General features: G+C 63.4%; 23 protein-coding genes. 3 read left to right on the forward strand and 20 right to left on the reverse strand.

Annotated features, from left to right (window positions below):
• Nucleotides 1-96: 96 nt before the first annotated feature.
• From YQ44_RS22400 to argJ, 5 genes are all read right to left on the reverse strand, one after another.
• A complete protein-coding gene (locus YQ44_RS22400; RefSeq protein WP_071325270.1) occupies nt 97-519 on the reverse strand; it encodes a PIN domain-containing protein in 423 nt (140 codons plus the stop codon).
• Entirely contained in the window at nt 519-728 is a 210-nt protein-coding gene (locus YQ44_RS22405; RefSeq protein ID WP_071325271.1) for a FitA-like ribbon-helix-helix domain-containing protein, read from the reverse strand. Before YQ44_RS22405 ends, YQ44_RS22400 begins: the two co-directional genes overlap by 1 nt.
• A 120-nt stretch (nt 729-848) precedes the next feature.
• Entirely contained in the window at nt 849-1,286 is a 438-nt protein-coding gene (locus YQ44_RS22410; protein WP_071325272.1) for an NUDIX domain-containing protein, read from the reverse strand.
• Nucleotides 1,283-2,149, reverse strand: a complete 867-nt coding sequence (locus YQ44_RS22415; RefSeq protein ID WP_071325273.1) for an ATP-binding protein — start codon at nt 2,147-2,149, stop codon at nt 1,283-1,285. Before YQ44_RS22415 ends, YQ44_RS22410 begins: the two co-directional genes overlap by 4 nt.
• Nucleotides 2,146-3,384, reverse strand: a complete 1,239-nt coding sequence (gene argJ, locus YQ44_RS22420; protein WP_071325274.1) for a bifunctional glutamate N-acetyltransferase/amino-acid acetyltransferase ArgJ — start codon at nt 3,382-3,384, stop codon at nt 2,146-2,148. The genes YQ44_RS22415 and argJ overlap by 4 nt, the downstream gene beginning before the upstream one ends.
• Before the next feature lie 421 nt (nt 3,385-3,805).
• Here argJ and YQ44_RS28445 point away from each other — a divergent pair, with 421 nt between their 5' ends.
• Nucleotides 3,806-4,936, forward strand: coding sequence for an alpha/beta hydrolase (locus YQ44_RS28445; protein ID WP_198043800.1), 1,131 nt, complete (start codon nt 3,806-3,808; stop codon nt 4,934-4,936).
• A 73-nt stretch (nt 4,937-5,009) separates the two neighbouring features.
• Here the strand turns inward: YQ44_RS28445 and secA are convergent, their stop codons facing one another.
• Nucleotides 5,010-7,778: a preprotein translocase subunit SecA gene (gene secA / locus YQ44_RS22430; protein ID WP_071325275.1), complete on the reverse strand. Its 2,769-nt coding sequence runs from the start codon at nt 7,776-7,778 to the stop codon at nt 5,010-5,012.
• A gap of 279 nt (nt 7,779-8,057) precedes the next feature.
• On the opposite strand from secA, the gene YQ44_RS22435 reads away from it, so the two are divergent.
• Nucleotides 8,058-8,567 (forward strand): DciA family protein, encoded by a 510-nt coding sequence (locus tag YQ44_RS22435; protein WP_071325276.1) that lies wholly within the window; start codon nt 8,058-8,060, stop codon nt 8,565-8,567.
• 159 nt (nt 8,568-8,726) lie between these two features.
• On the opposite strand, the gene lpxC is transcribed toward YQ44_RS22435, so the two are convergent.
• The 3 genes from lpxC to YQ44_RS22450 form a co-directional block, all read right to left on the reverse strand.
• Nucleotides 8,727-9,662: a UDP-3-O-acyl-N-acetylglucosamine deacetylase gene (lpxC, locus tag YQ44_RS22440; RefSeq protein WP_071325277.1), complete on the reverse strand. Its 936-nt coding sequence runs from the start codon at nt 9,660-9,662 to the stop codon at nt 8,727-8,729.
• A gap of 75 nt (nt 9,663-9,737) precedes the next feature.
• Nucleotides 9,738-10,580, reverse strand: a complete 843-nt coding sequence (locus tag YQ44_RS22445) for a DMT family transporter (RefSeq protein WP_071326693.1) — start codon at nt 10,578-10,580, stop codon at nt 9,738-9,740.
• Between the two features lie 192 nt (nt 10,581-10,772).
• Entirely contained in the window at nt 10,773-11,543 is a 771-nt protein-coding gene (locus YQ44_RS22450) for a helix-turn-helix transcriptional regulator (protein WP_071325278.1), read from the reverse strand.
• 118 nt (nt 11,544-11,661) lie between these two features.
• Between YQ44_RS22450 and YQ44_RS22455 the strand changes: the two genes are divergently transcribed.
• Nucleotides 11,662-12,429: a class I SAM-dependent methyltransferase gene (locus tag YQ44_RS22455; protein WP_071325279.1), complete on the forward strand. Its 768-nt coding sequence runs from the start codon at nt 11,662-11,664 to the stop codon at nt 12,427-12,429.
• A 48-nt stretch (nt 12,430-12,477) separates the two neighbouring features.
• On the opposite strand, the gene YQ44_RS22460 is transcribed toward YQ44_RS22455, so the two are convergent.
• The 11 genes from YQ44_RS22460 to YQ44_RS22510 all read right to left on the reverse strand — a co-directional run bounded on the left by YQ44_RS22460 (nt 12,478) and on the right by YQ44_RS22510 (nt 25,584).
• On the reverse strand, nt 12,478-12,984 hold the full coding sequence (locus YQ44_RS22460) for a peroxiredoxin (RefSeq protein WP_071325280.1): 507 nt from the start codon (nt 12,982-12,984) through the stop codon (nt 12,478-12,480).
• A 267-nt stretch (nt 12,985-13,251) separates the two neighbouring features.
• Nucleotides 13,252-14,460: a cell division protein FtsZ gene (ftsZ, locus tag YQ44_RS22465; protein WP_034784974.1), complete on the reverse strand. Its 1,209-nt coding sequence runs from the start codon at nt 14,458-14,460 to the stop codon at nt 13,252-13,254.
• A 155-nt stretch (nt 14,461-14,615) separates the two neighbouring features.
• Nucleotides 14,616-15,848, reverse strand: a complete 1,233-nt coding sequence (gene ftsA, locus YQ44_RS22470) for a cell division protein FtsA (RefSeq protein ID WP_010394955.1) — start codon at nt 15,846-15,848, stop codon at nt 14,616-14,618.
• A 44-nt stretch (nt 15,849-15,892) separates the two neighbouring features.
• Nucleotides 15,893-16,711 carry a cell division protein FtsQ/DivIB gene (locus YQ44_RS22475; RefSeq protein WP_071325281.1) on the reverse strand — a complete coding sequence of 273 codons (819 nt, stop codon included), beginning with the start codon at nt 16,709-16,711 and terminating at the stop codon, nt 15,893-15,895.
• Between the two features lies 1 nt (nt 16,712).
• Entirely contained in the window at nt 16,713-17,681 is a 969-nt protein-coding gene (locus tag YQ44_RS22480; RefSeq protein ID WP_071325282.1) for a D-alanine--D-alanine ligase, read from the reverse strand.
• Nucleotide 17,682: 1 nt separating this feature from the next.
• On the reverse strand, nt 17,683-19,086 hold the full coding sequence (murC, locus tag YQ44_RS22485; protein WP_071325283.1) for a UDP-N-acetylmuramate--L-alanine ligase: 1,404 nt from the start codon (nt 19,084-19,086) through the stop codon (nt 17,683-17,685).
• 10 nt (nt 19,087-19,096) lie between these two features.
• On the reverse strand, nt 19,097-20,152 hold the full coding sequence (gene murG / locus YQ44_RS22490; RefSeq protein WP_071326694.1) for an undecaprenyldiphospho-muramoylpentapeptide beta-N-acetylglucosaminyltransferase: 1,056 nt from the start codon (nt 20,150-20,152) through the stop codon (nt 19,097-19,099).
• Between the two features lie 35 nt (nt 20,153-20,187).
• Entirely contained in the window at nt 20,188-21,399 is a 1,212-nt protein-coding gene (ftsW, locus tag YQ44_RS22495; RefSeq protein WP_071325284.1) for a putative lipid II flippase FtsW, read from the reverse strand.
• Entirely contained in the window at nt 21,399-22,976 is a 1,578-nt protein-coding gene (murD, locus tag YQ44_RS22500) for a UDP-N-acetylmuramoyl-L-alanine--D-glutamate ligase (protein WP_071325285.1), read from the reverse strand. Before murD ends, ftsW begins: the two co-directional genes overlap by 1 nt.
• Nucleotides 22,976-24,151, reverse strand: coding sequence for a phospho-N-acetylmuramoyl-pentapeptide-transferase (gene mraY, locus YQ44_RS22505; protein ID WP_071325286.1), 1,176 nt, complete (start codon nt 24,149-24,151; stop codon nt 22,976-22,978). Before mraY ends, murD begins: the two co-directional genes overlap by 1 nt.
• A 2-nt stretch (nt 24,152-24,153) precedes the next feature.
• Nucleotides 24,154-25,584, reverse strand: a complete 1,431-nt coding sequence (locus tag YQ44_RS22510) for a UDP-N-acetylmuramoyl-tripeptide--D-alanyl-D-alanine ligase (RefSeq protein ID WP_071326695.1) — start codon at nt 25,582-25,584, stop codon at nt 24,154-24,156.
• Nucleotides 25,585-25,592 lie beyond the last annotated feature (8 nt).

Here is a 25,592-nt window from a genome sequence, read left to right on the forward strand (position 1 = left end):
GCGCCGGCCTGCGCTACCTTGCCAAGGCAGGGCTGCGCCGCTCAAGCACATCCCCTTTCGCCCGCTACGGCGTCATGCGACGCCGCGAAGCACGCATCAGATAAACGGATTTTCCAGGCGCAGCCCCTGCGCCACGAAACTGCCGAGCCTGCCACTGACCACCGTCAAGCCATAGGCGATGCCCATCGCCGCGATCTGCCCGTCCACGCCATGCGCATGGGCACGGCCATGCAGGCGCGCGCACACGAGCGCGCAATCGAGGTCGAACTCGAGCAGGCGCGGCGCATACTCGACCAGCAGCGCTTCCAGCCACGCTTCCAGGGCCAGCGCTTCCAATGCCGCCTCGCGCCGCCAGCTTTGCTGTATGCCCGCGCGCAATTGCGCGATGACCTGCACCGGCACATAGCGGGCCGCGGGCGCCACGCGTTCGAAAAAAGCGCCCACGCCCGCCGGCGCAGCGCTGCCGCGGCGCGCGGCAACGATCACGTCCGTATCCAGCAGATAAGCCGGATCAGGCATCAGGAGCGGCGTTCGAAATCCGTGTCGAGCCCCACTGCGGGCATGCTGCGCAAGATATCCTCGAGCGGGCGCTTCGGCAGCGGACGCAAGGCATGGCGCAGGATGTCGCGGTGTTCTTCCTCGATGCTGCGACCATGCGCGCGGGCACGCTTGTGCAGCGCCGCCAGCAGCAATTCATCGGTGTCGGTAAAGGTCAGGGTCAGCGCCATGCGTAGCTCCCGGTGTCTGATTAGAGCACTGTAGCGCAAAGCGCCGCCGATACAAGGGCAGGTCGAGGAAAGCTTGCGCCAGCCATGCAGCTCCTCGCCGCATGGCTGGCGCAAGCGGAATCAGGCCGTTGCCAGCAACGCTACCCGGCGTACCTCGTCCAGCCATTCCAGCAGGGGAATGGTGGCCGGCAGCAAGGGTTCCACGCCGACCGTGCCCTGCCAGGCGAACGCCTGCCCTTCCAGGCTTTGCGGTTCGCCGCGCCAGTGGCGGCTGATGTAGAAGTGCAGGCGCACATGGGCGTGCGGATACACATATTCCACGCCGCACCAGGGTTCGGCGCTGTCGATATATAAGCCGAGCTCCTCGACAAACTCGCGTTTCAAGGCATCGAGAATGGCTTCGCCCGGCTCCACTTTGCCACCAGGAAACTCCCAGTAGCCGTCATACGGCTTGCCGGCCGGGCGTTGGCCCAGCAGTACGTCGCCATTCGGCTTCATCAGGATGCCGACGGCCACATCGACAGGCTGGATTTTTTCCTTCAAGGTCACTTCGCTCATTGCGGCAACTTCCCCGCGTAATCGCGCGCGAATTGCCAGGCCACCCGGCCCGACCGCGAACCGCGCTGCAAGGCCCAGCGCAGGGCGTCGCCGCGCGCCGCGGCGATGTGCTCCGGCGTGCAGCCGAACGAGGCCAGCCAGTGGGCGACGATATCGAGGTAATCGTCCTGCTTGAACGGATAGAACGACAGCCACAGGCCGAAACGCTCGGACAGCGAGATTTTCTCTTCCACCGTTTCGCCCGGATGCAGATCGCCATCGTCGTCCGTCTTGTAGCTGCTGTTGTCCGACATGCGTTCCGGCATCAGGTGACGGCGGTTCGAGGTGGCGTAGATCAGCACATTGTCCGATTGTGCGGCGATGCTGCCGTCGAGCGCCACTTTCAGCGCCTTGTAGCCGCTCTCGCCCTCTTCAAACGAGAGGTCGTCGCAAAAGATGATGAAGCGCTCGGGACGCGCCGCCACCAGGTCGACGATGTCGGGCAGGTCGGCCAGGTCGGCTTTATCGACTTCGATCAGGCGCAGGCCCTGGCCGGCGAACTGGTTCAGGCAGGCCTTGATCAGCGACGATTTCCCCGTGCCGCGCGCGCCCGTCAGCAGCACGTTGTTGGCCGGGCGTCCGCTGACGAACTGGCGCGTGTTCTGCTCGATCTGCGCTTTTTGCATGCCGATATTGTGCAAGTCGTCAAACGCGATGTTCGACACGTGGGCCACGGCCTGCAAATGGCTGGCAGCGCCCTGGCGGCGGCGCCAGCGGAACGCAAAGCTGTTCCAGTCCGGCGCCGGCACGGCTTGCGGCAGGATCGCTTCCACGCGCGCCAGCAGGCTTTCCGCGCGCAGCAGGAATTGATCGAGGCTGGTCATGAGCGGTAGTCGGCGTTGATCGACACGTAGTCATGCGACAGGTCGCAGGTCCACAGGGTCGCCGTGGCATCGCCGCGCGCCAGCTTGACGCGGATGGTGATTTCGCTCTGCTGCATCACGCGCTGGCCATCCTGCTCCTGGTAATCGGGATTGCGGCCGCCATTCTTGGCCACCCACACGTCGTCCAGGTACAGGTTCAGCTGGCCCACGTCGAGGTCGTCCACGCCGGCGTAGCCGATGGCGGCCAGGATGCGGCCCAGATTCGGGTCGGAAGCGAAGAAGGCCGTCTTGACCAGCGGCGAATGGGCGATGGAATAGGCGATCTTGCGGCATTCTTCCACGTTGCGGCCGTCTTCCACGGTGACCGTCATGAACTTGGTCGCGCCTTCGCCGTCGCGCACGATCGCTTGCGCCAGGAAGGTCGACAGTTCGGTAACGGCCGCCGCCAGTGCCGCGTAGTGCGGCGAGTCGATGGAATCGATCACCAGGCTGCCGGCGCCCGTGGCCACCAGCATGAACGAGTCATTGGTGGACGTGTCGCCGTCGATGGTGATGCAGTTGAACGATTTGTCGGCCGCCTGCTTGACCAGCTGATCGAGCACGCTCTGGGCCACGGTGGCGTCGAACGCGAGGAAACCGAGCATGGTGGCCATGTTCGGCTTGATCATGCCGGCGCCCTTGCTGATGCCCGTCAGGGTGACCGTATGGCCGGCGATGGTCACCGTGCGCGAGCCGGCTTTCGGCTGCGTGTCGGTGGTCATGATGGCTTCGGCGGCCGAGAACCAGTTATCGGAAGTCAGCGCGGCCACCGCTTGCGGCAGGCCGGCCACCAGGCGCTGCACCGGCAGCGGCTCGAGGATCACGCCGGTGGAAAACGGCAGGATCTGCTGCGGCGTACAGCCCAGCAGCTCGGCCAGCGCGGCGCAGCTGGCTTGCGCGTCGGCCAGACCCGATTCGCCCGTGCCCGCATTCGCATTGCCCGTGTTGACCAGCAGCGCGCGGATCGGTTCCGCGCCTGCCGTCACGGCGGCCAGGTTGGCTTTCGAGATTTGCACCGGTGCGGCGCAGAAGCGGTTCAGGGTGAAGACGCCGGCCACAGTGGCCGTCGGCGCCAGTTTCAACACCAGCAAATCCTTGCGGTTGGGTTTCTTGATGCCGGCTTCGGCAACACCGATTTCAATGCCGGCAACGGCTTTCAGGTCGGCGGCGATGGGCTTGGGAGAATTGACGGCCATATGAGTTCTTCTGCGTGGGAAAATGGAAGCGCTATTGTAGCGCCTTCGCGGCCCGGGTGAACATGCGGCAAGGGAATCGTCGCGGCGGCCCGGGCAGCGCCGATGGGGGCCGGCAGCAAGGTCCTTGCGATTTATCAGAACGCTGCCGCCTGGCGGCGCTAAGGTATAGAAACAGACGATAGCGAGTCTGGCAAGCGCGCCGCCCAGGGAGGATGTCATGGCGCATGCTCAGTCATACCGAATGCCAAGCAACGGCGCAGGACCCTCAGGCCTGCTGCACCGCCTCCTATGCCTGCTTTGCCTGCTGGCCTGGCTGACGGCCTGTACGGTCCCGCCTGGAGCAAACGATCGCGCAGTCGACCACGCCACTGAACCGTCCTCCACAGCGCCGCCGGCCGCCGAAACGCCGCCAGCCGCAGCATTGCCCCCCACGACCGGGGGTCGGCCCCCATCCACCTTCCCATGGAGCAGCTCCTGGTCGGGCATCGGCGGCTTGCTCGGCAACCTGGGCAACCTGGCCGGCAGCAGCGCCACGCTGAAGTCCGACAACGATCCGCCGCCAGACGGTGCCGTGCACGTCACCGTGTATTACGCCACCGACAGGCAATACCAGCCCGCCAGCCGCAACTATGGCTGGCAGCCGAACCGCGCGGCCCCCTACCTGAGCTACGGCAGCGTCCTCGTCAGCATCCCTGAAAAAAGAGCGCCGGGCGAACTGCCGCTGCCGCCCTGGTACGACATCCTGTCCGGCGACGATGCGCAACAATATGTGCTGGTCAAGGGAGGCACGCGCCTGTCGCGCGCGGATTTCCTCGCCACCGTCAAGGCCAGGATACAGGCCGCCCCGGAACGCCGCGCCGCCTTCATCTATATCCATGGCTACAGCAATTCGTTCGACGACGCCGCCCGGCGCACGGCGCAGATGGCGGTCGACCTCGATATCGGCGCCCTGCCCGTGTTCTACAGCTGGCCGTCGAAAGGCACCCTGGCCGGCTACGAATACGACCAGAATTCGGTCGAATGGACGCAGGCGCACCTGCAAGCCTTCCTGGCCGACTTCGCGGAGCACTCGTCCGCCACGGATATCTACATCATCGCCCACAGCATGGGCAACCGCCCGATGACGCTGGCCCTGGCCAGCCTGCTGGAACGGCGCCCCGACCTGCTGCCCCTGTTCAAGCAGGTGGTGCTGGCGGCGCCAGACATCAATGCCGATGTCTTCCGCGACCAGATCGCCCCCCGCTTTGCCAGCCTCAGGCTCCCCGCCACCCTGTACGCTTCCGCGAACGACAAGGCGATCCGCGCCTCCTACAATTTTGCCGACTGGGACAGGATAGGCGACATCCGCGGCCCCGTCGTCGGCATACCCGGCATGGAACTCGTCGACGCCTCGGCCGTCATCATGAATTTCATGGGCCATGATTACTTCGCCAGCAACCGCGTCTTGCTGACCGATATCGCCACCATGATCAAGACGGGACAACGGGCAAGGAACCGCGGTGGCTTGAAGGGCATTCCATCCGGAGCGCCGCAATACTGGGCATTTCCCTGAGCCGAAGCCAAGCGTGCCAGACATAAAAAACGGAGACCGCAGTCTCCGTTCTTGTCCTGCCTATCGGCTTGGCTTAAGCAAGCTTGCCGTGGCAAGCCTTGTACTTCTTGCCGCTGCCGCATGGACATGGATCGTTGCGGCCCACTTTGACGCCCATGCTCACGCTCAAGTCGTCGACGTTATCCATATTGCCGCCGACCGTAGGGGCCAGCAACTCTTCCGGCGCCGCGTTCGGGTCGAACTCGGCGTGCTGGTAGTGCACGTTTTCCACGTGTGACTGCTGCATCGCCTGTTCGGCCGCATCGACTTCTTCGCGCGACTGGATGCGCACCGTCATCACGTGCTTGGTGACGTCGTTCTTGATCATGTCGAGCATCTGGCCAAACAATTCAAACGCTTCGCGCTTGTATTCCTGTTTCGGGTTCTTCTGCGCGTAACCGCGCAGGTGGATACCCTGGCGCAGGTGGTCCAGCGCCGCCAGGTGTTCACGCCAGTGGCTGTCCACGCTTTGCAGCATGACATTGCGCTCGAAGCCGCCAAACGATTCCTTGCCGACGATATCGATCTTCGACTGGTACACGGCATCGGCCGCGACCAGCACTTTTTCCAGGATTTCTTCGTCCGTCAGGGTCGCATCGGCTTCCAGCATCTGCTGCAGCGGCAGGTCGAGCTGCCACTCGCCGGACAGGGTGTTTTCCAGGCCCTTGATATCCCACTGCTCTTCCACCGATTCCTGCGGCACGTACTGGTGCACCAGGTCGGTGAAGACGCCATGGCGCAAGGAGGCGATCATGTCAGAAATATCGGTCGTTTCCAGCAGCTCGTTACGCTGCTGGTAGATGACCTTGCGCTGGTCGTTGGCGACGTCATCGTATTCCAGCAATTGCTTGCGGATGTCGAAGTTGCGTGCTTCCACCTTGCGCTGGGCCGATTCGATCGAACGCGAGACGATGCCCGCTTCGATCGGTTCGCCTTCCGGCATCTTCAGGCGGTCCATCACGGCGCGCACGCGGTCGCCCGCGAAGATGCGCAGCAGCGCGTCGTCGAGCGACAGGTAGAAGCGGGACGAACCCGGATCGCCCTGGCGGCCGGCACGGCCACGCAGCTGATTGTCGACGCGGCGCGATTCGTGGCGTTCGGTGCCGATGATGTGCAAGCCGCCCGCATTGACCACGTGGTCATGCAGCGATTGCCATTCATCGCGCAGCTTCTGCGCCTGCTCCGCCTTGTCGGCGTCGCTCAGCTCGGGATTGGCTTCGATGAACTTGATCTGGTTTTCCACGTTACCGCCCAACACGATGTCGGTACCGCGACCGGCCATGTTGGTGGCGATGGTGATGGCTTTTGGACGGCCGGCCTGGGCGATGATTTCCGCTTCGCGCGCATGCTGCTTCGCATTGAGCACGTTGTGCGGCAAACCGGCCTTGGTCAGGATGCCCGACAGCAGTTCCGAATTCTCGATCGAGGTCGTGCCCACCAGCACGGGCTGGCCGCGCTCGTAGCAGTCACGGATGTCGTTGAGCATCGCGTTGTACTTTTCCGCCGACGACTTGTAGACCTGATCCTGACGGTCCTTGCGCTGCAGCGGACGGTTTTGCGGGATCACGACCGTTTCCAGGCCGTAGATTTCCTGGAATTCGTACGCTTCCGTATCGGCCGTACCGGTCATGCCGGCCAGCTTTGCGTACATGCGGAAGTAGTTCTGGAAGGTGATCGAGGCCAGGGTCTGGTTCTCGTTCTGGATCTTCACGCCCTCTTTCGCTTCGACAGCCTGGTGCAAGCCATCGGACCAGCGGCGGCCCGTCATCAAACGGCCCGTGAATTCATCGACGATCACCACTTCATTGTTCTGCACCACATAGTGCTGATCCTTGAAGTACAAGGCATGCGCGCGCAGGGCCGCATACAGGTGGTGCACGAGGGTGATGTTGGCCGAATCGTACAGCGATGCGCCTTCCGGCAGCAGGCCCATCTCCATCAGGATGCGTTCGGCTTTTTCGTGGCCCGCTTCCGTCAGCAGCACCTGGTGCGCTTTTTCATCCTTGGTGTAGTCGCCCGGCACCTCGACCTTGCCCTTGCCGTCCGGCGTTTCTTCGCCGATCTGCAGGGTCAGCATGCCAGGCACGGAATTGATCTTGTGATACAGGTCGGTATGGTTCTCGGCCTGGCCCGAAATGATCAGCGGCGTGCGCGCTTCATCGATCAGGATCGAGTCGACTTCATCGACGATGCCGAAGTTCAGGCTGCGCTGCACGCGCTCGCGCGCTTCGTAGACCATGTTGTCGCGCAAGAAGTCGAAACCGAATTCATTGTTCGTGCCGTAGGTGATGTCGGAGTTGTACGCCTGCTGCTTGGCGCTGTGCTCGATTTGCGACATGTTCACGCCCGTCGACAGACCCAGCCAGGCATACAGGCGGCCCATGGTCTCGGCATCGCGCTGTGCCAGGTAATCATTGACGGTAACGATGTGCACGCCCTTGCCCGACAAGGCGTTCAGGTAGGCGGGCAACGTTGCCATCAGGGTCTTGCCCTCGCCCGTGCCCATTTCCGCGATCTTGCCATAGTGCAAAACCATACCGCCGATCATCTGCACATCGAAATGGCGCATGCGCAGGACGCGCTTGCTGGCCTCGCGGCAGACGGCGAACGCTTCAGGCAACAAGGCATCGAGCGATTCGCCACCGGCGATGCGTTCCTTGAAGGCCGGCGTCTTCGCTTGCAGCTCGGCATCCGTCAGCTTTTCGATGGTCGGCTCGAGCGCATTGATCTCGCGTACCGTTTTTTGGTATTGCTTGAGCAGCCGCTGGTTGCGGCTACCGAAAATCTGGGTCAGTAATGACATGCTTGAATTCTTGAAAAAACGCCGTTAAAAAAAGCTCGGTAGGCAACAACGAGGTAGTAATCGCGTCACCGCACGGAGTTCGACTATGGCAAAAGACGATGATTTTATCATGCGTTCCCGACATGGTTGGGGTAATGCGCCATATAACAATAGCTTAATGACAAACAAATGGCAGAAATTGCGGACATTTTCCATACTGTAAGGCAATGCGACGGGCCAGACAACGGCGCGCCGGCCGCCGCGCTCGTCATGCGCGGGCGAGTGTGATATGTTTCGGCCATGCGAACTCCCACTTATTCTCCGGCACCGCGCCGCGGCTACGGTTTCGCCCGTTCGGGCCCGGCCGCCACGGGCGCAACCGACTTTCTGCGCGGCAACGCGACGATGGCATCGCTGATGCCGACCGTCACGCGCCTGGCCGCCCTGCAAAAAGACTGCGCCAGGGCCTTGCCGGCGATGTTCGAGCATTGCGACATCCTGCAGTTCGAAAGCGGACAGCTGGTGCTGGCCACGCCCAATGCGGCGCTGGCGGCCAAGCTCAAGCAGCAATTGCCGAAACTGCAAGGGGAACTGGAAAGGAAGGGCTGGCAGATTTCAGGCATCAAGCTGAAAGTGCAGGTCATCAAGAGCATTGCGCCCATCGTGCACACGCGGGCGCTGGTCTTGCCGGAAAAGGCCATGTCGGCCCTGGAAGAGCTGAGCACGGCCCTGCCCGCATCGAAGCAGAACGAGCAGTTGATCGCGGCACTGCGCAGTTTAGTGCGCCACCACCGCGAATCAAAAGATTAAGACTGTCCGACGACATTTTGACACCTCAGAAAACCGTAGCGAGCGGAAGGGAGAGGTGACTAAGAAGCGCTACCGTACGAAGTACGGGGGCGCCGAGCCGGTGAGCATCGCAGGCCGCCTATACCGACGCGCAGTAGGGTTAATGAGGTGTCGCTCAGATCAGGTCAGCGACCACTCGCGCTCCATCTGGCGCAGGTACGATTGCGGCGCTTCCTCGTTGGTGGCAAACGAAACGATTTCATACGATTCCGGCTGCTCGAGCAGCGCCAGCAGCAACTGGTTGTTCAGCGCGTGGCCGGACTTGTGCGCCGTGTAATAGGCCAGCAAGGGGTGGCCGACCAGATACAGGTCGCCGATGGCGTCGAGGATCTTGTGGCGCACGAACTCGTCTTCATAGCGCAAGCCATCCGCGTTGAGGATGCGGTACTCATCCATGACGATGGCGTTTTCCAGCGAACCGCCGCGCGCCAGGCCCATGCCGCGCAAGCTTTCCACGTCCTGCATGAAGCCGAAGGTGCGCGCGCGCGCCACGTCATGCACATATGACACGTCGCCGAAGTCGACCGAGGCGCGCTGCATCGTGCCATCGACGGCCGGATGATTGAATTCGATGAAGAAATCGAGCTTGAAGCCGTCGTACGGCGACAATCGCGCCCATTTCTCCGCGTCGCCCTTGCCATGGCGCACTTCCACCGGCTTGATGACCTTGATGAACTTCTTCGGCGCTTCTTGCTCTTCCACTCCCGCTTGCTGCAGCAGGTAGACGAAGGACGAGGCGGAACCATCCATGATGGGAATCTCTTCCGCATTCACGTCGATATACATATTGTCGACGCCCAGGCCGGCCGCGGCCGACATCAGATGTTCCACGGTAGACACCCTGGCGCCATCCTTGATCAGCACGGAAGCCATGCGCGTATCGCCCACGGCCATGGCGCTGGCGGGAAACTCCACCACGGGTTCGAGGTCGATACGGCGAAACACGATGCCCGTGTCGATGGCGGCCGGACGCAAGGTCAGCTCCACCTTGGTTCCCGAATGTAAGCCGACACCGATGGTGCGGACCAATTGTTTGATAGTGCGTTGTTTTAACATCCCACGATTATATCTATTTGCCGGATTTTCGTTGCGGTGCGGCATGGCTCACGCCAGAAATACCACAAGCGTTCCTCACGGATGTTCGCTTTCCGCATGCACGGCTTCACGGCGCACCAGGTAAATCCCGCTGCCGATGATGATGGCCGCGCCGATCAGCGTATATTGGTCCGGCAGCGCGCGCCACAGCAGCCAGTCCAGGGCCATGCCCCAGGCCAGGGCCGAGTATTCGAACGGCGCCACGCTCGATGCCTTGCCATGGCGAAACGCCTCCGTGATGGCCAGCTGGCCCAGGAAGCCGCTGACGGACAGGCCCGCCAGCAGCCACCAGTCCTCGCGGCGAATGCTCACCCACTCGTGCGCCGACAGGGCCACGCCGCCGATGGCCATCATCACCATCAGCCAGAAGACCATGCTTTCGCTGGCATCGCTGCGGCTCAGGATGCGCCCCGTGACGGCGGAAATGGCGTAACAGGCGGCCGAACCCAGCACCGCCAGCCCGGCCAGCGAAAAGAATCCCGAACCGTCGGGGCGCAGCGCCACCAGCACGCCCAGCAGGCCCACGGCGATGGCGCACCAGCGCGCCAGGTCGACTTTTTCCTTCAGGATAAAAACCGACAGGACCGTGATCAGCAAGGGGGCGACGAAGAACAGCGCATACGTCTCGGCCAGCGACATGCGCTTCAAGCCGTACGCGAACAGCGTGATCATCAGCACGCCCAGCACGCCGCGCAGCACATGCAGCGGCCAGCGCACCTTCAGCACGTTCCTGAAGGCGCCACGGTACAACAGGTACAGGCACACGAGCGGCAGGGACGACAGCGCGCGCAAGGCCGTCACCTGCATGGCGGGATAGTGGGCAGACAACAGCTTCATGGCTGTGTCCATCAGGGAAAACATGGCGACCGCGGCCAGCATCACATAGATGCTGCGCAGGTTCGAGGATGGGGAAGACAAAGGAAACTCCTGGCGACAATGCGGCTAACTTCGGCTGCTCGTTGCAGCTTGGACCGTCATCATGGCGACGGCCGGAGCCAGGCCCCCATGGCAAGGCCATGCGGTCAGCCTGATTATAACAAGCGCGACCGTTTTACATTTTCAAAGGGACAACTACACGGGCAACAGCATCACCAGTTTCAGCTCATGCTGGCGCGCCAGGTGCAGGGTCACCTGGTTGAAGCTGAGCGGCCCCTGCTGCGCATGCTGGAAGCGGCGCAAGCCGCCATCGCGGCCCTGCACCTGCTGCGCGCCCCACCACAGGCGGAAGTCCGCGCTGGCCGCGGCCAGTTCCGCGATCAGCCCGGCCAGCGGCGCCTGATCCGCATGGCGGCCGATATCGGCGCGAAACTCCGCCACCAGCCGCTGCGCCCGCTCGGGCCAGCCGACGACCAGGGCACGCGCGCACGGCTCGAGAAACATGAAGCGCAGCTGGTTCGGCGCGATGGCATCGCCGCGCAGCCAGTCGGCGAACAGGATCGCCGCCGCCCCATTCCATGCCACGGCATTCCATGCACGGTCCAGGATATAGGCGGGGGCAGCGATGGCGGCAACGATGGCCGCCAGTTCGGCGGCGGCGGGACCATCACCCTCGCCTGCCCCCTGGCTGGGGTCATGTCTGTCAGCCACTTCGAACAGATAGGCGCGCTCGGCCACGCTCAGCTGCAGCACCTGGGCCAGGCGCGCCAGCATCCTGGCCGAGGCCGACACGGGCCGCCCCTGCTCCAGCCACGTCAGCCAGGTGGGACTGACGTCGCACAGCTGCGCCAGCTCTTCACGCCGCAAACCGGGCGTGCGCCGCCGCCCGCCACCGGGCAAGCCCGCCATGGCGGGGGTGAGGGCTTCGCGCCGGGCGCGGATGAATTCGGCGAGTTTGTTCGACATGGCAGGGTTCAGGACTCAGGGTTTTATGGTAGTAGTTATACCAGTATAAATTATGGTCTTGTTACAGGATAATTTTATGCCTATTCTGCAGGAACTTACTCACGAACCGGAGAAAACCATGCAGCAGCACGATGTTGTCGCCGAACAATTCGGCAAGACCGCCAACGCCTACCTGAGCAGCGCAATCCACGCGCAGGGCGCCGACCTGGTGCTGATGCAGGAATGCGCGCGCCGCCATGGCAAGCCCACCGTCCTGGACCTGGGCTGCGGCGCCGGCCACGCCAGCTTTGCCGTCGCCCCCGTGGCCGCCTCCGTCGTCGCCTACGACCTGGCGCAGCCGATGCTCGACGTCGTCGACCACGCCAGGGCGCAGCGCGGCTTGCACAATATCCGCACGCAATGCGGCGACGTGGCCAGCCTGCCGTTTGCCGATGCCAGCTTCGACATGGTCGTGACGCGCTTTTCCGCCCACCACTGGAACGACGTGGCCGGCGCCCTGGCCGAAGCGTGGCGCGTGCTGCGTCCGAACGGCACCTTGCTGGTGATCGACATCGTGGCGCCGAAGACGGCCCTGTACGACACCACCCTGCAAGCCGTGGAAATGCTGCGCGACGCTTCGCACGTGCGCAACTACCGCGCCTGCGAATGGGGCGCCAAGTTCGACAACGCCGGTTTCACGCACCAGCTGCGCAGCGTGTGGAAGCTGACCATGCGGTTCGACGAATGGACGGCACGCATGCGCACCCCGGGCGAGCGAGTGGCCGCCATCCGCAACCTGTTCGACGGCACGCCCGAGGAAGCGCGCCGGTATTTCGCGCTGCAGGACGATTACTCGTTCAGCATCGATGCGGCCATGTTCGAGGCCACCAAGCCGTCGGTACAGTAAACATGAAAACGGCGCCGATGGCGCCGTTTTCATGCAAGCGAGTAGCGTTTAAGCCAGTTGGCCCAGCAGCGTTTCCGCATTCGACACTTCAAACTTGCCGCCCTGCTCGACATTCAATTGCGTCACGACGCCATTGTCGACCAGCATCGAGTAGCGCTGCGAGCGCGTGCCCATGCCGAACTTGCTGAAGTCGGCGTCCAGGCCCAGCGCCTTGCTGTAGGCGGCATTGCCGTCAGCCATCATGCGCACCACGCCGGTGGCTTTCTGATCGCGGCCCCAGGCGCCCATCACGAACGCGTCGTTGACGGAGATGCACCAGATTTCATCAACGCCCTTGGCTTTCAGGTCGGCAGCGTGCTGCACGTAGCCCGGCACGTGCTGTGCGGAGCAAGTCGGGGTGTAGGCGCCTGGCAGGCCGAAGATGGCGATCTTCTTGCCTTTGACCAGGTCTTGCACATTGAACGTGTTCGGGCCCAGTGCGCAACCTTCGGTTTCGCTTTCGATGAATTCGGCCAGGGTGCCTTCTGGCAGGGTGTCGCCGATCTTGATGGTCATGTTGACTCCTTGTGTACTGTCGGTTGAAGGCGCTGCCAACTCCATGGAGTGGACAGCGCCCGTGATCTGGTTCGGCTAGCGTAAAGTCATCCCCAATCGATGATGGTGATTTCTCGAAGATGACTTATGCTGGCTCAGCGCGATAGTATGCCTGACTTGCCGTATTTGTGCAGAAAATGGCCAGGAAGGCAAAGGCAAACATCAAGAAAACGGATAAAAAAACGGCGGCCCTCAGGCCGCCGTCATCGTTGCTGACATCAGATCACCTTAGTCGGCCTGCTTGCGCAGAAACGCGGGGATATCGTACGTCTCCATGCCATTCTTTTCCATCGCACGCACCTGCTCGGAAGCCGATTCGCGGCGCCATACTGCCGGCGCCTTCATGCCGTCGAAACCGGCAGCCGGCGTAGCCACGCCAACCGTCGTCGTCGCCGCTTGCGCGCTACCCATGGCAGCCGATGGAGTCAACGGGCTGTTGTGGGTACCGGTGCGCAGCACTTGCTGCGGTACCAGCTGGATGTTTTTCTTGGCGCGGCCCAGGCCCGTGGCCACCACGGTAACGCGGATGTCGTCGCCCATGGCGTCGTCGTAGGCGATACCTTGCGCGATCGACGCGTCCGGCGCGGCAAACGCGCGCACGGCAGCCATGACTTCCTTGATCTCTTTACCTTTCAAGCCACGGCTGGCCGTGACGTTGACCAGCACGCCGCGCGCGCCGGAGAGATCGATGCCATCCAGCAGCGGCGAAGCGACAGCCTGTTCGGCGGCGATGCGCGCGCGGTCGACGCCGGAAGCGGTCGCCGTACCCATCATGGCCTTGCCCTGCTCGCCCATGATGGTTTTCACGTCGTTGAAGTCGACGTTGATATGGCCCGGCACGTTGATGATCTCGGCAATGCCGGCCACCGCGTTGTTGAGCACATCGTCGGCATGCTGCATCCATTCCAGCATGCTTTCGTCTTCGTAGATCTCTTCCAGTTTTTCATTGAGGATGATGATCAGCGAATCGACGTGCAGGGACAGCTGCTCCAGGCCTTCGTCGGCGATGTCCATGCACTTCTGGCCTTCGTACGAGAATGGCTTGGAAACCACGGCCACCGTCAGCGCGCCCAGTTCCTTGGCCACTTCCGCAACGATAGGCGCCGCGCCCGTGCCCGTGCCGCCGCCCATGCCGGCAGCGATGAAGACCATGTGCGCGCCGCGCAGCGAATCGGCGATGCGCGCGCGCGATTCTTCGGCCAGCTGGCGGCCCACGGCCGGCTTCATGCCGGCGCCCAGGCCCGTATCGCCGATCTGGATGATGTTGTGGGCCTTCGATGTCGACAGGGCCTGTGCGTCGGTATTGGCGGCAATGAACTCCACGCCCGACATGCCTTTGTTGATCATGTGTTGGACTGCATTGCCACCCGCACCGCCGACGCCGACGACCTTGATGACGGTACCTAAAGCTGTGTTATCGACCATATCGAACTCCATGATGTGCTCCTATCAGATGCGGTTTCCAAGCGCCAGGCCTCATATTGGTAGGAGAACTGGAGATTGAAAACTGCGGTTAAATATAAAATTAAGTTTATGTGTGTTTACCTGCGATGCTGCCAAAAAACCTGTCATGCCGGGCCTGAAGCACGCCCTTAAAAATTCCCTAAAAACCATTCCTTCATGCGCTGCCAGACTGCCTTCACCGAGCCGTCCTGACGCGTCACGATGTGGCCGCGCAGGTATTGCTTCTTCGCTTCCAGCAGCAGGCCAAGCACCGTGGCATAGCGCGGACTGCGCACCACGTCGGCCAGCTGTCCCCGATACTCGGGCGTGCCCAGGCGCGCCGGTTTCAGGAAAATATCTTCCGCCATTTCCACCATGCCGGGCATGATGGAAGTGCCGCCCGTGAGCACGATGCCCGACGACAGCACGCCTTCGTAACCGGATTCGCGCACCACCTGGTGCACCATCGCAAACAGCTCTTCGACGCGCGGTTCGATCACTGCCGCCAGCGCCTGGCGCGACAGGTTGCGCGGACCGCGGTCGCCCAGGCCTGGCACTTCCAGCGATTCACCGGGATCGGCCAGGACCTGCTTGGCCACGCCATAGCGGATCTTGATTTCTTCCGCTTCCGCGGTCGGGGTGCGCAAGGCCATGGCGATGTCGTTGGTGATCTGGTCGCCGGCGATGGGAATGACTGCCGTATGGCGGATCGCGCCATCGGAGAATACCGCCACGTCGGTCGTGCCGCCGCCGATGTCGATCAGCACCACGCCCAGCTCTTTTTCATCGGGCGTGAGCACCGCATCGGCGGACGCCATCGGCTGCAGGATCAGGTCCGACACTTCCAGGCCGCAGCGGCGCACGCACTTGACGATGTTCTGCACCGCCGACACGGCGCCGGTGACGATATGCACCTTCACCTCCAGGCGGATGCCGCTCATGCCGATCGGCTCGCGCACATCTTCCTGGCTGTCGACGATGAACTCTTGCGGCACCGTGTGCAGCAATTGCTGATCGGTCGGAATGTTAACCGCTTTTGCCGTCTCGATGACGCGCGCCACGTCGGTCGCCGTCACTTCCTTGTCCTTGATGGCCACCATGCCGCTGGAATTGAAGCTGCGGATATGGCTGCCCGCGATGCCCGCGTAGACATTGCGGATCTTGCAGTCGGCCATCAGCTCGGCCTCTTCCAGCGCGCGCTGGATGGACTCCACCGTGGCCTCGATATTGACCACCACGCCTTTTTTCAGGCCCTTCGATTCGTGCTGGCCCAGCCCGATCACTTCGTGGCGCCCGTCGGACATCACTTCGGCTACCACCGCCACCACTTTCGAGGTGCCGATGTCGAGGCCGACGATCAGGTTTTTCGCGTCTTTTGTCATTTCTGTCGCCTAATGTATGGGCTATTCGTTAATTGATTATTCGGTTAAGTCGGTTTTTTAATCGGACTGCCATTTTTCTTCCTGATCGCTGCTGCCGGTCTGCCATCCTTGCCTTCGGCCGGTATCACCAGGCCTGCTGAACTGAGGGCCAGGCCGTTCTGGTAGCGCATATCGATCGTGTCGATATTTTCCAGCCGGCTCGCCAGCTGCGGGTAGATACCCACCAGCCGGTCGACCCGCGCCTTCAGGGTCGTATGATTCTGCTCGCGCCCCAGCGCCACGCTCATGCCGTTATTCAGTTTCACGGTCCACGCATAACGGCTCGACAGCGACAGGGTCTCGGGCACCATCTTCAGCGGCGCGAACCATTTTTCCAGCTGCACGTAAGTAGCCAGCACTTCCTTCTCGCTGCCATCGGGGCCGGAAAACGCGGGCAACTCATGGTCATCCTCGGCCTCGGCCACATTGGCGGTAAACACGTCGCCCTTGACCGACAGCAGGCGTCCATCCTCGCCCCAGGTACCCAGCGCCTCATGTTCTTCCAGCGCTACGATCAGCTGGTTCGGCCACTCGCGCCGCACGCTGGCGCGGCGCACCCAGGGCACCGATTCGAACACGCCGCGCACGCTTTCCAGGTTGGTCGTGAAGAAATTGCCCTTGATGCGCCCCAGCGTGCCGCTGCGCAGGGTCAGGTAATTCACGTGGCGCAGGCCCTTGTCGTCGGCGCTTTCCACCTTGATGCTGCGCAGGTCGAACATCGGGCGCTGCGACACCCACCAGACGCCGGCCGCCACGCACACGACCAGCACCGCGGCCAGCAAGCCGTTGGCAGTCGTATTCAGGCTTTTAGCGTCATGCCACATATCAGCGTTTTCCCTTGTGCATTTTCAGGCTTGCGCCGGCGACGATTTCCAGGCACAGGTCTTCATAGCTGGTGCCTTCCGCGCGCGCCGCCATCGGCACGAGCGAATGGCCCGTCATGCCCGGCGAGGTATTCACCTCCAGCAAAAACAGCTTGCTGTCGGCCGCGCGCATCAGCACATCGACCCGTCCCCAGCCTTCGCAGCCGAGGGCGCGGTAGGCTTCCAGGGCGATACGCTCCATCTCTGCGATGATCGCCTGGTCCAGCTGCGGCGGGCAGAAATACTGCGTATCGTCCGTGAAGTACTTGTTCTGATAATCGTAATTACCTTGCGGAGCGACGATTTCGATCGGCGGCAGCGCGCGCGCCGTGGCGCCCTTGCCCAGGATCGCGACGGTGAATTCGCGGCCCTTGATGAATTCCTCGGCCAGCACCGAATCATCGAGGCCGGCGGCGATGTCGTAGGCGGCCTGGAAGGCCGACGCTTCGTTGACCGTCGTGATGCCGATGCTCGAACCTTCATGCGGCGGCTTGACGATCAGCGGCAAGCCCAGTTCCATGGCGACCTTGGCCAGGTCGGAGCTGTCGTTCAGCACCGCGTACTTGGGCGTCGGCAACTGGTGCATCAGCCAGATCATCTTGGTGTAGACCTTGTCCATGCCTACCGAGCAGGCCATCACGCCGCTGCCCGTGTAGGGAATGCCCAGCTGTTCCAGCGCGCCCTGCAGGCTGCCGTCTTCGCCGAAGCGGCCGTGCAGCGCGATGAAGACGCGGTCGAATTTCTCGGCGGCCAGTTCGGCCAGGCTGCGTTCGCCCGTGTCGAAGCCATGCGCATCCACGCCATGGCTTTTCAATGCGGCCAGCACGCCCGCGCCGGACATCAGCGACACTTCGCGCTCGGCCGAGCGGCCGCCGAACAGGACGCCGACCTTGCCCAATTGTTTTACGTCGATAGCTGAAGCTTGGTTCACATCAGGCCTTTACAGTGTTGGATTGATACGTAGTCAGTTGTTGCGGGATGCCGCTGATGGAGCCCGCACCCATGGTCAGCACGACGTCGCCGTCGCGCGCCACGCTCATGATGGTGTCGGCCATGTCCTTCATGGACTCGACGAAAATCGGTTCGATCTTGCCGCGCGCGCGCAGCGCATGCGCCAGTGCGCGGCCGTCGGCGGCGACGATAGGGGCTTCGCCCGCCGCATACACTTCGGACAGCAGCAGCACGTCCGGTGCACTGAGCACCTTGACGAAATCCTCGAACAGATCGCGCGTGCGACTGTAGCGGTGCGGCTGGAAAGCCAGCACCAGTCGGCGGCCCGGGTAGGCGGCGCGCGCCGCGGCCAGGGTTACTTCCGTTTCCACAGGGTGGTGGCCGAAATCGTCGACCAGCGCGAAGCTGCCGCCGTTCGGCAGCGCCACGTCGCCATAGCGCGTGAAACGCCGGCCCACGCCGGAGAATTCGGCCAGGCCCTGCTGCGTGGCGGTATCGGCGATGCCGATTTCACGCGCGATGGCGATCGCCGAGCAGGCATTCTGCACATTGTGCATGCCAGGCTGGTTCAGCACCACGTCGAGGTCCGGATAGCCTTCCTGCAGCACGGTGAAATGCATTTCCAGCCCTACGGCGCGCGCATTGATGGCGCGCACTTGCGCGTCTTCCGCAAAACCGTAGGTGGTGACCGGCTTGGTCACGGACGGGATGATGGCGCGCACGTGCGGATCGTCGATGCACAGCATGGCGCGGCCATAGAACGGCAAACGGTGCGTGAACTGCACGAACGCCTGCTTGAGCTTTTCAAAATCGTGCTCGTAGGTGTCCATGTGATCGGCGTCGATATTCGTGATCACTTCGATCATCGGCGTCAGGTTCAGGAACGAGGCGTCCGATTCATCGGCTTCGGCCACCAGGTAGTCTCCCGAGCCGAGTTTCGCATTCGCGCCGGCGCTGGTCAGGCGACCGCCGATGACGAAGGTGGGATCGAGGCCGCCCTGCGCCAGCACCGACGCCACCAGGCTGGTGGTGGTGGTCTTGCCGTGCGTGCCGGCGATCGCGATGCCGCGTTTCAGGCGCATCAACTCGCCCAGCATCACGGCACGCGGCACCAGCGGGATCTTGCGCGCGCGCGCTGCCGCCACTTCCGGATTGTCCTGCGGGACGGCGCCCGACGTGACCACCGCATCGGCGTCGCCGATATTTTCAGCCGCGTGACCGAGCATGACGGTCGCGCCCAGGCTCGCCAGGCGCTGCGTCGCCGCATTGCTGCCCAGGTCGGAGCCCGACACCTTGTAGCCCAGGTTGACCAGCACTTCGGCGATGCCGCTCATGCCGCTGCCGCCAATGCCGACAAAGTGGATATTGTTTACTTTATGCTTCACAGAGCTAACCTCATGCCAGTTTTTCCAATACGTTTGCGATCGCCTCATTGGCGTCGCGCTTGCCTGCTGCCAGTGCCGCCTGCGCCATCTGCTGGCAGCTGTCGCGGTCCAGCGACGCCAGCAAGGCGCTCAGCGACGCCGCACTCATTTCCGTCTGCGGCAGGTGAATCGCCGCGCCTTGTTGCGCCATCCATTGCGCGTTGTCGCGCTGGTGGCTGGTGGTCGACGCCACCAGCGGCACGAGCACGCTGGCCACGCCGGCCGCCGTCAGTTCCGACAGGGTGATCGCGCCGGCGCGGCAGATCACCAGGTCGGCCTCGGTATAGGCCCTGGCCATGTCGTCGATGAAGTCGACCACATTGGCTTGCACGCCCGCCTGCGCATAGGCGGCATGCAGGGCGTCGATATTCTTCTTGCCCGACTGGTGCGTCACCAGCGGGCGTTCGCCCTCCGGCATCAGCGCCAGCGCGGCGGGCAGGTTGTCGTTCAGCGCTTTCGCGCCCAGGCTGCCGCCCACCACCAGGATGCGCAGCGGTCCGCTGCGTCCCGCGAAACGCGGCGCCGGCGGCGCCATGGCTAGGATCTCGGCGCGCACGGGATTGCCCGTGACGACGGCCTTGCCGGCGGCGTTGCCGAAGTCGGCGGGAAAACCGAAACACACTTTCTGCGCCAGCGGCACCAGGGTCTTGTTCGACAGCAGCAGCGCCGCGTCGGCATTGACCAGCACCAGCGGCACGCCTTTCAGGCGCGCCATCAGGCCGCCCGGCACGGTGACGTAGCCGCCCATGCCCATCACCACGTCCGGCTTGCGGCTGGCGATGAAACGGCGGATGGCAAAGAAGCTGGCCAGCATCTTGAAGCCGCCCTTCAGCGTGTGCGCCAGGCCCTTGCCGCGCATGCCCGAGAACGCAATGGCGTCCATCGGGATGCCGCTCTTCGGCACCAGCTCCTGCTCCATGCCGTGGGTCGTGCCCAGCCAGCTCACCTCCCAGCCGCGCGCGCGCATCGTCTGCGCAATCGCCAGGCCAGGGAAAATATGGCCGCCGGTGCCGGCCGCCATGATCATCAGTCGTTTAGTCGGATTCAAATTCGTCACGTTGCTCATAGCCGGCCCCCACGCATCAGGATCCGGTTTTCATAATCGATGCGCAGCAAAATCGCCAGGCCGATACAGTTAATCAATACGCCCGTGCCGCCATAGCTCATCAGTGGCAGGGTCAGGCCCTTGGTCGGCAGCAGGCCCAGGTTCACGCCCATGTTAATGAACGTCTGCACGCCAATCCAGATGGCGATGCCTTTCGCCGTCAAGCCGGCGAAGGTCTGGTCGATGGCGATCGCCTGGCGGCCGATGTCGAAGGCGCGCTTGATAATCCAGTAGAACATGCCAATCACGACCAGGACGCCGACCAGGCCCAATTCCTCGCCGATCACGGCCAGCAGGAAGTCCGTATGCGCTTCGGGCAGGTAATGCAGTTTTTCCACGCTGCCGCCGAGGCCCACGCCAAACAGTTCGCCGCGCCCGAAGGCGATCAGCGAGTGCGTCAGCTGGTATGCCTTGTTCAGCGCATTGTCTTCCTGCCACGGATCGAGATACGCAAAAAACCGCTCGCGGCGGAATTTAGACAGGGCGATGATGGTGACGAAAATCGCCGTCAGCATGGCGCCGATGCCGCCGAACCAGATCGCATTGACGCCGCCCAGGAACAGGATGCCCATGGCGATGCAGACGATCACGCCGAAGGCGCCCAGGTCGGGCTCCATCAGCAGCAGCAAGCCGACGAAGCTGACGGCGAGCGCCATCGGCATGAAGCCCTTGGTCAGCTTGTGCATGTATTCCTGCTTGCGCACCGTGTAATCGGCCGCGTACAGCACCATCACCACTTTCATCAGCTCGGACGGCTGCGGCCGCAGGCCCGGCAGATTCAGCCAGCGGCGACCGCCGTTGACCGATACGCCCAGGCCCGGTATCAGCACCATCACCAGCAGCACCAGGGTGCCGATGAACAGCCACGGCGCCATCTTTTGCCAGGTCGCGATACGGATGCGGAACACCAGCGCGCCGGCGATGATCGACACGCCGATAAACAGCGCCTGGCGCACGACAAAATAATTGTTCGTGTAGGCGGCGAACTTGCGCGCATCCGACAGCGAGATCGAGGCCGAATACACCATCACCATGCCCAGCAGCATGAGCAGCAGGACCACCCACACCAGCGGCTGGTCGTAATCCATCATTTTCGACTGCCGCGCGCGGCTATCCAGCGGCTTGGCAGCCGAGCCGGAACCGAAGCTGAAGGGCAGTTGGAAGGCCATCAGATATCCTGTCCGTTTTCCAGGGCGATGTCGCGCACGGCGTCGACAAACACCTGCGCGCGGTGCGCATAGTTCTTGAACATGTCCAGGCTGGCGCACGCCGGCGACAGCAGCACGGCATCGCCGGCCAGGGCCAGGGCGCTGGCGCGCTTGACCGCTTCCGGCAAAGTGGCGCAGTCGATGATGTCCACGCCGGCCGGTTCGAGGGCTGCGCGCAGCGCAGGCGCATCGCGGCCGATCAGCACCACGGCGCGCGCATAGCGCGACACGGGTTCGGCCAGCGGCGAAAAATCCTGCCCCTTGCCGTCGCCACCGGCGATCAGCACCAGGCGCTGCTCCGCGCCGCCGAAGGCCTTGCCCAGGCCGAACAGGGCCGCCACCGTGGCGCCCACGTTCGTGCCCTTGCTGTCATCGTAGTATTCGACTTCGTTGACGGCCGTGACCAGTTCCACGCGGTGCGGTTCGCCCTGGTATTCGCGCAAGCCATGCAGCAGCGGCGCGAACGGCAGGCCGATGGCGCGGCACAGGGCCAGCGCCGCCAGCGCGTTCGAGGCATTGTGCTGGCCGCGGATTTTCAGCGCATCGGCCGGCATCAGTTTTTTCGCCATCGTCGGCACCGGTTCCGGCGCCGGATCGTTCTTCTTGCGCTTTTTCTCGATCACTTCTTCGCTCGGCACGGCTTGCGCCAGCCAGAAGATGCCGCGTTCATTGACCAGGCCAAAACTGTCCACTTCGGCCGGCTCGCCCGTGCCGAAGGTAATGCTCTCCGCCAGCGGATTGGCCATGCGCATGACGGCGGCATCGTCGCGGTTCAGGACGCGCACGGTCTCGTCGCCGAAGATGCGCGCCTTGTCCTGGGCGTAGGCAGCCATGTCGCCATGCCAGTCCAGGTGGTCCTGCGACAGGTTCAACACCGTGGCCGCATCGGCCTGCAGGCTGAAGGTCGTGTGCAGCTGGAAGCTGGACAGCTCGAGGATCCACGCCTGCGGCAGGTTGCCGGCGACGGGCGCCGCGGCTTCTGCAGCGTCCTCGCCGTCACTCTCAGGCTGAGACACAGGCTGCGGCGCGGGCGCGGCGTCGAGCACCTCGCGCAGCACGTCCAGCGCGGCCGGGCTGATATTGCCGGCCACGCGCGTGGCCAGGCCCGCGCGCTCGCACAGCAGGCCCACCAGGCTGGTCACCGTCGTCTTGCCATTCGTGCCCGTGATGGCGATGACTTTCGGCGCATAGCCGCGCTCCGCCTTGAGGAACACCAGCGCTTGCGCGAACAGTTCGATCTCGCCCCACACGGGAATATTCTTTTCCAGCGCGGCCGGCGCAATCTGCGCCAATTCGCGGCCCGGCGCCAGGCCGGGGCTGACGGCGACGAAATCGACGCCATCGAGCAGGTCGGCCGTGAAGGCGCCGGCGATGAACTGCGCCTGCGGCACGGCGGCCTGCAGGGCGGCCAGGCGCTCGGGCGCTTCGCGCGTATCGGCCACGCGCACGGCAGCCCCGCTGCGGGCCAGCCACAGGGCCATGGCCAGCCCCGATTCGCCGAGGCCCAGCACCAGTGCGGTTTTAGCGTCGTACATCATCAGCGCAGCTTCAAGGTGGTCAGGCCGAGCAGCACCAGCATCATGGTGATGATCCAGAAACGCACGACGACCTGCGTCTCCTTCCAGCCTTTTTGTTCAAAATGGTGATGCAGTGGCGCCATCAGGAAGACGCGGCGGCCTACGCCATAGCGCTTCTTGGTGTACTTGAACCACGCCACCTGGATGATCACGGACAGCGTTTCGACGACGAAGATGCCGCCCATGATGAACAGGACGATTTCCTGGCGCACGATGACGGCGATGGTGCCCAGCGCGCCGCCCAGGGCCAGTGCGCCCACGTCGCCCATGAAGACCTTGGCGGGATGGGTGTTATACCAGAGGAAGGCCAGGCCGGAGCCGGCCAGCGCGCCGCAGAAGATCACCAGTTCGCCGGCGCCCGGAATATGCGGGATGAACAGGTAGCGCGCGTACGTGACGTTACCCGTCAGGTAGGCGAACAGGCCCAGGGCTGTGCCCACCATCACGGTCGGCATGATGGCCAGGCCATCGAGACCATCGGTGAAATTGACGGCGTTGCTGGTGCCGACGATGACGCAATAGGTCAGCGCGATGAAACCCCAGACGCCCAGCGGATAGCTGATGGTCTTGAAGAATGGCACGATCAAGTCGGCCTTGGGCGGCAGGTCCATGGCAAAGCCGGACTGCACCCATGCGTAGATCAGGTTCCACACATGGCCTGCGTCGGGTTCCGAGACGGACACGGAAAACGCCAGGTAGAAGGCGGCGATGATGCCGATCAGCGACTGCCAGAAGTATTTTTCACGCGAGCGCATGCCTTCCGGATCCTGGTGCACCACCTTGCGGTAGTCGTCGGCCCAGCCGACGGCGCCAAAACCCAGGGTGACGATCAGCACGGGCCAGATGAAGCGGTTCGACAGGTCGGCCCACAGCAAGGTGGAGATGCCGATGGCGATCAGAATCAGCACGCCGCCCATGGTCGGGGTACCGTGTTTTTTCAGATGCGTTTGCGGGCCGTCCGTACGCACGGCCTGGCCGACCTTCATGCGCGTGAGCATGCGGATCACGGCCGGACCGGCGCACAGGCCGATCAGGATGGCCGTCAGGGTCGCGAAGACGGCGCGGAAGGTGATGAAGTTAAAGACCCGCAGTGGGCCAATGTCGTCCTGGAAATAATGAGCGAGCCAGAGCAGCATGATTAGTGAGCTTCCTTGTTTTTGTTGTTTGAACCAATCAAATGCTGCACGGCCCGTTCCATTTTCATGAAGCGGGAGCCCTTGATCAATACTGTTGCATCCGATCGGCCGGACAAATGCGCATCGAGCGCCGCCAGCAAGCCGTCGAACTGTTCGAAATACTCCACGACCGTGCCTGATTCCTGGCTTGCGGCCGCCTGCGCCGGATTCACCAGATGGCGCGCCAGGCCGCCCGTCGCCAGCACGTGTTCGATGCCTTTGGCGGCGGCGTAGGCGCCGATCTCTTCGTGGAACTGCTGCCCCTGCGTGCCGACTTCGCCCATCTCGCCCAGCACCAGGATGCGCGGCGCCGCGGCCTGCGCCAGCACATCGATGGCTGCCCGCGCCGAATCCGGATTGGCGTTGTAGCTGTCGTCGATGATGGTGGCGCCATTGGCGGCACGTTTTTTCTGCAGGCGGCCGTTCACCGGCGCGAACGCCTCCAGGCCCTGCTTGATATGTTCGATGGCGATGCCGGCGCCGACGGCGCATGCCACGGCGGCCAGCGCATTGCGCACATTGTGTTCGCCCGCCGCCTGCAAACCGACGAAGAACTGGCGCAAGCCGCCGTCCTGCGCGCGCACGCTGACGAACAGGTCGCTGCCAAAATCCTCTGCGGCACGGTGCGTGCAGCTCACTTCCGCATCCTTCGACAGGCCGAAGGTGATGACCGTGCGCGCGCCGGCCAGCTCGCGCCACAGGGCGGTAAATTCATCGCCGTGCGGGAAGACGGCCACGCCGTCATGCGCCAGGGCGGCCAGCGCCGCGCCGTTCTCGCGCGCCACGGCTTCCACCGTATGCATGAATTCCTGGTGTTCGCGCTGCGCGTTGTTGACCATCGCCAGGGTCGGCGCGGCAATCGCGGCCAGACGGGCGATCTCGCCAGGGTGGTTCATGCCCATTTCGATGACGGCTGCCTTGTGCTGCCCGCTCAGGCGGAACAGGGTCAATGGCACGCCGATTTCATTATTCAGGTTGCCGCGCGTGGCCAGACGGCCTTCTTCGCCAAAGGCCGCCGCCAGGATGGAAGAAATCATCTCCTTGACGGTGGTCTTGCCATTGCTGCCGGTAACGCCGATGACGGGCAGGCTGAAACGGCGGCGCCAGTAATTGGCGATGCGGCCCAGCGCCACCAGCGTGTCGGCGGCGACGATGGCCGGCACCTTGCTGCTGTCCCAGCCTTCCGGCAGGCGCTCGACCAGCACGGCGGCGACGCCCCTGGCGGCCACCTGCTCGAGGAAATCGTGGGCATCGAAATTCTCGCCGCGCAGGGCAACGAACAGCGAGCCGGCAGGCGCGCTGCGGCTGTCGGTCGACACACCCGAAAAACTGGCCTCGCCCATCAGCTGTGCGCCATCCAGCGACGGCATCAATTCAGCCAGGCTTGCGTGCATCAGGCTAT

The organism is Janthinobacterium sp. 1_2014MBL_MicDiv (assembly GCF_001865675.1).
GTDB lineage: Bacteria > Pseudomonadota > Gammaproteobacteria > Burkholderiales > Burkholderiaceae_D > Janthinobacterium.

Coding starts and splice junctions, on each gene's coding strand:
- YQ44_RS22445 (WP_071326693.1), bottom strand. CDS start 10,580: ATGCTGGCCGCGGTCGCCATGTTTTCCCTGATGGACACAGCCATGAAG.
- YQ44_RS22415 (WP_071325273.1), bottom strand. CDS start 2,149: ATGACCAGCCTCGATCAATTCCTGCTGCGCGCGGAAAGCCTGCTGGCG.
- YQ44_RS22435 (WP_071325276.1), top strand. CDS start 8,058: ATGCGAACTCCCACTTATTCTCCGGCACCGCGCCGCGGCTACGGTTTC.
- YQ44_RS22475 (WP_071325281.1), bottom strand. CDS start 16,711: ATGTGGCATGACGCTAAAAGCCTGAATACGACTGCCAACGGCTTGCTG.
- murG (WP_071326694.1), bottom strand. CDS start 20,152: ATGATCATGGCGGCCGGCACCGGCGGCCATATTTTCCCTGGCCTGGCG.
- YQ44_RS22410 (WP_071325272.1), bottom strand. CDS start 1,286: ATGAGCGAAGTGACCTTGAAGGAAAAAATCCAGCCTGTCGATGTGGCC.
- YQ44_RS22450 (WP_071325278.1), bottom strand. CDS start 11,543: ATGTCGAACAAACTCGCCGAATTCATCCGCGCCCGGCGCGAAGCCCTC.
- YQ44_RS22405 (WP_071325271.1), bottom strand. CDS start 728: ATGGCGCTGACCCTGACCTTTACCGACACCGATGAATTGCTGCTGGCG.
- ftsA (WP_010394955.1), bottom strand. CDS start 15,848: ATGACAAAAGACGCGAAAAACCTGATCGTCGGCCTCGACATCGGCACC.
- lpxC (WP_071325277.1), bottom strand. CDS start 9,662: ATGTTAAAACAACGCACTATCAAACAATTGGTCCGCACCATCGGTGTC.
- ftsW (WP_071325284.1), bottom strand. CDS start 21,399: ATGGCCTTCCAACTGCCCTTCAGCTTCGGTTCCGGCTCGGCTGCCAAG.
- secA (WP_071325275.1), bottom strand. CDS start 7,778: ATGTCATTACTGACCCAGATTTTCGGTAGCCGCAACCAGCGGCTGCTC.
- YQ44_RS22455 (WP_071325279.1), top strand. CDS start 11,662: ATGCAGCAGCACGATGTTGTCGCCGAACAATTCGGCAAGACCGCCAAC.
- YQ44_RS22460 (WP_071325280.1), bottom strand. CDS start 12,984: ATGACCATCAAGATCGGCGACACCCTGCCAGAAGGCACCCTGGCCGAA.
- argJ (WP_071325274.1), bottom strand. CDS start 3,384: ATGGCCGTCAATTCTCCCAAGCCCATCGCCGCCGACCTGAAAGCCGTT.
- YQ44_RS22400 (WP_071325270.1), bottom strand. CDS start 519: ATGCCTGATCCGGCTTATCTGCTGGATACGGACGTGATCGTTGCCGCG.
- murD (WP_071325285.1), bottom strand. CDS start 22,976: ATGATGTACGACGCTAAAACCGCACTGGTGCTGGGCCTCGGCGAATCG.
- ftsZ (WP_034784974.1), bottom strand. CDS start 14,460: ATGGAGTTCGATATGGTCGATAACACAGCTTTAGGTACCGTCATCAAG.
- mraY (WP_071325286.1), bottom strand. CDS start 24,151: ATGCTGCTCTGGCTCGCTCATTATTTCCAGGACGACATTGGCCCACTG.
- YQ44_RS22510 (WP_071326695.1), bottom strand. CDS start 25,584: ATGCACGCAAGCCTGGCTGAATTGATGCCGTCGCTGGATGGCGCACAG.